Here is a 6,066-nt window from a genome sequence, read left to right as displayed (position 1 = left end):
AATCCTTATCTGGCAAGAGATTTAATTGATTAGTTCGCTCTAGATCGCAAACAATTGACAAAAATCGCGGTAATGTCTGTCTCTATAAGGGTTTCATTCCTTATAACCCCCATCCATTGCATAACACAAACCGAAGAGCCGTAAAAATTAACTGTCCGACTGCTCCGGCAATAATTCCAGCGATGACACTGCCAAATGTGCCTTGAAAACCTTCGGATATCCCTAAAAGACGACGACGCAAATAGGCATTTTGCCCCATTATTAAGGCTAAAGCAATACCAATGGCTAAAATTCCCGTCCAAACCGATGTCACCATCAATAATCGCTCTCGATCTTCTGTGGCATAATTTTGATTACTTTGTAAACTTTGTAAAGTGGTTTGAGCAATAGTTTCACCCAGTAAGGGTAAGATTTTGGCAAATCCTTGTCTTCCCGATGCGGTTTCACCCAACAAAAAGACTTCTCCAGGGTTATTTGCCTGTAATTGACGATAGGTGAATTGATCCGTAAACTGTATAACTAAGTGAAGTTGGTTAATCTGGTGAATCTGTAAACTTCTCTTAACCCCATCTAAAGATTTCATCGTTAAATCAGGAACTTGAGGAGGAGCATCCGTGATCAGAAGGATAACTTTAGTCGAATCTGAGCGAAAAGGCTGATTTGCTGCTAAATTTAAAGCATCTAAACTGCTTTCTGGAGCATCTCCGCCATTAACTTGTTGAATTTCCGCCACTTTTTGCCTAAATAAAGTCGGATCTGCGGTAAAAACTCCGTCGGGAAAGCTTAAAATCTGGCTTTCTTCCCCATATAAGCGATCGCCAAAGGCAATTAATCCGATTTTTGCATCTAGCTTTTGGCTGCTTAATTCTTGGGAAAACTGCTGAATTCCTTCTTTTACGCCATTTATCTCCTCATTCATACTTGCAGTGACATCTAAAACAAAGAGTATATCTACTTTAGGAATAGAGGGAGTGACAGGGGTAATAGCAGGGGGTAAGGCAAAATGAAGGAAAATTTCACCAAAAAGAGAAGCAATTAAGCACCCTCCCGCACCCCATAACCCAAAGAGCAGGGGTTTACTGATTTTTCTCGTTCGCTTCTGTCTTAAGCTAGTCATAGGCTGTTTTTGATCACCCTACTTCTCTATATCGTGACTTAGAGGAGAAGTTATGCAGAAGATCAACAAGCTTAGGCTTTAATTGCCAAAAATAGTCTTTTTAGACTTAATTTAAGATTAATTGATGATAAATAGCTCAAAAAAGGGTTATTTTTGGTTTTACCAGTTATTTGAGCTAGTTTCCTCAGTTATTCAAGATAAACCATAAATCTTCACAAAAATTTACAAATCAGATGGCATAATCGCTTTAGCTCAAGACGAATAGATCAGGAGTAGCCAATAAAACCAGATTTAGTCTGAGCGCAAGCCTTACGCCCCTACAATAAATAGGGTTTGCGGCAAAAAGTTTTTCCTGGGGGCAGGCTTCGGCCGTGAGCTCAGCGTTTGACAAAAGCTCACGCCGAGGTCCGAACGGTTGTGGGGTGTAGGGTGTAGGGTTTTAGCGATTTTGAGGGGGTCAATTACCTAATTTTCAGGGAAAAAGTCCCGGAATTTTCCACCCGATCACTCCGGGATCTGGTACTTTTTGGTTTCCAAAAAGTCTAAAAGTCTTACCCAACAAGGTTTTTAGATTTATTGAGTCAGCCCTAACTGCTATAAGAATTCATCTTTCTATCGTATTGAGGACGACAGGGACTGCCCCAAGCGACCTTTTGAGCGGGAATATCGGCAAATACGCTACTTCTTGCCCCAATAACAACATTAGAGCCAATTTTTACCCCCGGAGCCAGGAAACAATCGGCTGCGATCCAAGTACCATTACCAATGAGGATGGGAGTGGTTTTTAAGCTGAAAGAGCGATCGCTGGGATCGTGACTGCCAGTGCAAAGATAGCATTTTTGAGAAATCACACAATGACTGCCGATGGTAACGTTATCTAAACTATAAATCACCACATCATCGCCAATCCAAGTATAATCGCCGATCGCAACTTTCCAAGGATAAGAAACCCTTGCCGTCGGGCGAATTTTCACCCCAAGGCCGATTTTAGCCCCGAATAGACGCAAAACAGCGCAGCGAAAGCTATCCATCTGGTGCAAACTAAGGGGGAAAAGAATCCCCTGTACTAACCACCAAAGTAGGATAATTGGATTAGAACGACCGCGATCAAACCAAGATTGATCGTAGGTACGCAGATCTAGCCACGCTTCCTCATCGGTGCGGATTTCTGGGGACATAGGACTTATTTAATCATTTCTGCGGGTTGAGGTTCCGAGGGTTTAACCGGGGGATTAGCCTGGGCATTAACGTTTAATTTACCGCCAAATTGCCGTAATTCGTACAATTTAACCCCTATTTGGTATTCGTACTGACTCAAAAGACGACCGTAGATATAACCAGCTTTGCCATCCAGGAAACCGAGACGGATAAAATAAAAGAGAATAAAGCGCAGCAGCGGTTTAAAGGGCAATTTTACCCATATTTTCTTTAAAAAACGTTTCCTCTGCACCGCATCACCGAACAGGTGCGCTCCGATCGTGCCACTTTCGTCATTACCCGTGAGAATATTGTAATAAACCCGCGCTTCCCAGTTGGAATAACGATTATGTCTTTCTAACCAATGATAGATATCGCGGAAATCGATGTGCAGCATATCATTTTTCAGATATCCCACCTTGCCATCAAGGATAACGTGTTCATGAACTTCGTTATCTCCCGTGTTGGGGATATCTTCCGTGTTTAAATTCTCGTATCTGCCCGACTTATGTTTAAATAAACGCAGATTCCAGTCGGGATACTTGCCACCATAACGGATCCACTGTCCGAGGAAGAAGACGCGACGATTGAGATAATAACCGTTATAGTCGGGATCTTGGATCACGGTGGCGATTTCGTCCCATAGTTCGGGGGTGATTCTCTCATCACAATCGACGATTAATACCCATTCATTGCGAAAAGGCAGATTATCGAGGGACCAGTTTTTCTTTTTCGGCCAACGACCATTAAAATAAAATTGGACTACATTAGCCCCATAGTTGGTAGATATTTCGATCGAGCGATCGCTACTTTGGGAATCGACGACAAACACTTCATCAGCCCTAGCAACACTCTCTAAACAGGCGGGAAGGTTAGATTCCTCGTTTTTGGCGGGAATTAACACCGAAACGGGAATTTTTTCTGATTGACTAAACATTGGCACACTGTGGCTAGGTAGAGTGTTCGCATCTTTCCTTAAAACCCTTAGTCACTCAGAAAGCGAGAACTAGGACCTAAGATTTTTTTTTATCTTACTATACCTTATTCGGTTTTTACGTCATTCTCCTGCTCTTCTCCCTAAATTTCTAACTGCGAAATAGACGACTATACTGGGTTTCGTGGTTCATACTGGCAAAACTTAGCCCCCAACTCCAACTGCTCAGGTTTTCATCGGCTAAACTGATAATATCTGCTGTTGCTGTTAATAAACTGGGCTGTAAACCGATCAGAAGCGATTGTCCTAGGGTTTGTCCAAGGGGAATTAAACGCAATCCTGCATTGATTAAATTACTTGCCCAACTGTGTAAATAGCCTAAAACCGCTAATTCTTCGCCAATTTGCCAATGACTTGCCCCGATCGCAAAAGCGGTGGCATAATTAGCCTGTTCTGGTAGATTATCTCTGGCCGGTGCTAACTCCCGCAATAAGTTTAACAGCGATCGCCCCATTTGCCAGCTTTGTTGTCTTAATTCGGCCGTTTCCCGCGTTGCCGATAACCAATTGTCCCAATAATTAAGTTTTGTAAAATCCTCTTGACAAAAACAACGATATACCCTTACCAAAACAGCCGTTTCTAAGCGAATCGAGCCTTGACAAAGCGATCGCTCTAACCAATCATTTAAGCTGGCACTATTGGAGATAATCCCCTTTTCGACGAGGGTTTCTAGCCCTTCGGAATAACTATAGCCCCCCACGGGTAAAATGGGACTAGCCAATTGTAATAAACACAAAAGTTCTTTTTGATTGAGCATAGAAAACCGAGAAAATTGTCCTTAACACAATCAGGGAAATGCTTGGCACTTCGTTATTTAGATCGAGCGGGTAGAAAGCGGCACTTTGTGAATTATACCGTGATTAATAGCCACAATTATCAACTACTATACTTAGGGTTTGCGGCAAAAAGTTTTTCTTGGTGGCAGGGTGTGGGGTGTGGGGTGTGGGGTTTTCCCCATTTTCAGGGAGTCAATTACCTAATTTTCAGGGAAAAAGTCCAGGGATTTTCCCCCCAATCACTCTCGGCTGGCACTTTTTGATTTCAAAAAAGCCTAAAGATATTATCCAACAAGGTTTTTAGATTTATTCAACCAACTCTACTTATGTCCTCACGAGAACAGCATTTTCTGAAAATAAATCTTGTCGTTCTCCTCTTGATTTTAGCTTTGACTGCTTGGGTTGATCGGGCAGAATTAAACTCTAGTCTTTTGTTTTATCCTCCCGCTACTCCCCCAACTCCGATCGCTGGTTTATTAACCCATTCTTTTCAATTGCTTTGTTGTTTCCCTCCGATTGTTTGCCTTTTTAGTTATGCTTTATTGTCCCGCAAGGCAAGTTTCAATAATTCTCGCCATTTTTTACTTGTTTCTGGCATAATAACGGGACTTTTTGCCATCAATGAAATCTTCAGAATTCATATCATTCTCCTCTATTTTAATATTTCCAAATTTTTGACTATCTCTGTTTATGCCCTCGCAATTCTGATTTATGGTTTAGCATTTTGGCGGCGAATAAGACAAACTTATTACCAAATTTTAATCATTGCTTTAGCACTTTTAACTTTTGCAATCGCTATCGATTTTCTCCAGCTTAAAAATCAAGGTTTTGCTAGTCTAAGTGAAGGAATTCCTAAACTGTTAAGTGCTGTGAATCTAGCTGGCTATTTTTGGGATGTATGTTTTCAAGAAATTTCAGCCCAGATCAAATCCCAATAAATTATCCATTCATCTGTTTAACCAGATGTAAAATTTCGGGAAGAATCAGTTTTTCTAGGGCTAATTTAACGGCATTAGTGGAACCAGGGAGAGAAAAGACTAATAAGTTTTGATAAACCCCAGCTATTGCCCTTGATGCCATGGCACGGGAGCCAATTTCCTGATAGCTGAGATAACGAAATAATTCGCCAAAACCGGGCAAAGTAATCCTTAATAAAGGTACTAAAGCATCATAGGTATTGTCTCTGGGAGCAATACCCGTACCCCCATTGAGAATTAAGACTTTTATCTGATTTTGATTGCTAATCTCTGGTAAGATTGCTTGAATTTGTAAGGGTTGATCGGGGATAATTAAGTATAGGCCGATATCATGACCCGATCGAGTTAGTAACTCTTGAATTATTTGGCCACTCCTATCCGTCTCTGGGGTACGAGTATCGCTCACCGTGACTACGGCACAGGTAAGGTTAAGGGGGGCGGTGTCGGGATGGGGATTGACACTCCCGTCACTAAAAGCGAGGGATTCTTGGTTCATCGAGTTTCCTTAATCTGACAGGACGTATCCAACATTCGCCAGAGCGCCCCTTGGGGCAAGGGGGGGTCAGACGATTTAATCTTTTTTCTGCCTGGCGATAGTATTGCGGTATTTCTACCGTTTCCCCATAACTATTAGCGTAGAAAACTTTTAAGCCTACATCCAATCCTACACATCTTTGGCTCTTCGGTTTGTGTTATGCAATGGATGGGGGTTATAAGGAATGAAACCCTTATAGAGAAAGACATTACCGCGATTTTTGTCAATTGTTTGCGATCTAGAGCGAACTAATCAATTAAATCTCTTGCCAGATAAGGATTTAGTCGATTTATGCCCCCCTATCGAACCATACCAAGTCCCGAAGAGCCGAATTTAGAGTATCGACAAACTTGAACTGTTGGGCGAGAACTGCACAATATTTATTGAGAGAATATTTATCGATTTTGTCTTCTCTCTTGGCATCCATCCAAAGCCTTAATGCTTTGTTTCTGATGAATTGTACTGTACGA

General features: G+C 41.8%; 6 protein-coding genes and 2 pseudogenes. 1 reads left to right on the top strand and 7 read right to left on the bottom strand.

Annotation, left to right across the window (positions count from 1 at the left end; translation table 11 throughout):
* Window positions 1-100: 100 nt before the first annotated feature.
* The 4 genes from O9290_RS16390 to O9290_RS16375 all read right to left on the bottom strand — a co-directional run bounded on the left by O9290_RS16390 (window position 101) and on the right by O9290_RS16375 (window position 4,065).
* Window positions 101-1,117: a vWA domain-containing protein gene (locus O9290_RS16390; protein ID WP_288059587.1), complete on the bottom strand. Its 1,017-nt coding sequence runs from the start codon at window positions 1,115-1,117 to the stop codon at window positions 101-103.
* A 587-nt stretch (window positions 1,118-1,704) separates the two neighbouring features.
* On the bottom strand, window positions 1,705-2,295 hold the full coding sequence (hpsU, locus tag O9290_RS16385) for a hormogonium polysaccharide biosynthesis acetyltransferase HpsU (protein ID WP_004159371.1): 591 nt from the start codon (window positions 2,293-2,295) through the stop codon (window positions 1,705-1,707).
* Window positions 2,296-2,300: 5 nt separating this feature from the next.
* Window positions 2,301-3,251 carry a glycosyltransferase family 2 protein gene (locus O9290_RS16380; RefSeq protein WP_193959194.1) on the bottom strand — a complete coding sequence of 317 codons (951 nt, stop codon included), beginning with the start codon at window positions 3,249-3,251 and terminating at the stop codon, window positions 2,301-2,303.
* A gap of 148 nt (window positions 3,252-3,399) precedes the next feature.
* Window positions 3,400-4,065 (bottom strand): urease accessory protein UreF, encoded by a 666-nt coding sequence (locus O9290_RS16375; protein ID WP_004159366.1) that lies wholly within the window; start codon window positions 4,063-4,065, stop codon window positions 3,400-3,402.
* Between the two features lie 345 nt (window positions 4,066-4,410).
* On the opposite strand from O9290_RS16375, the gene O9290_RS16370 reads away from it, so the two are divergent.
* Window positions 4,411-5,022, top strand: a complete 612-nt coding sequence (locus tag O9290_RS16370) for a DUF8692 domain-containing protein (RefSeq protein WP_004159365.1) — start codon at window positions 4,411-4,413, stop codon at window positions 5,020-5,022.
* A 1-nt stretch (window position 5,023) separates the two neighbouring features.
* Here the strand turns inward: O9290_RS16370 and O9290_RS16365 are convergent, their stop codons facing one another.
* The 3 genes and pseudogenes from O9290_RS16365 to O9290_RS16355 all read right to left on the bottom strand — a co-directional run.
* On the bottom strand, window positions 5,024-5,557 hold the full coding sequence (locus O9290_RS16365; RefSeq protein WP_004159364.1) for a MogA/MoaB family molybdenum cofactor biosynthesis protein: 534 nt from the start codon (window positions 5,555-5,557) through the stop codon (window positions 5,024-5,026).
* 67 nt (window positions 5,558-5,624) lie between these two features.
* Window positions 5,625-5,738 (bottom strand): annotated as a pseudogene (locus O9290_RS16360) (transposase); the annotation flags it as partial.
* 177 nt (window positions 5,739-5,915) lie between these two features.
* Window positions 5,916-6,066: pseudogene (locus O9290_RS16355) on the bottom strand (transposase); the annotation flags it as partial.

Origin of the sequence: Microcystis sp. LE19-41.2A (assembly GCF_027530405.1) — a bacterium.
Classification (GTDB): Bacteria; Cyanobacteriota; Cyanobacteriia; order Cyanobacteriales; family Microcystaceae; genus Microcystis; species Microcystis aeruginosa.
Note: the sequence above shows the minus strand (reverse complement) of the source record. Positions and strands in the feature narration are given on the sequence as shown.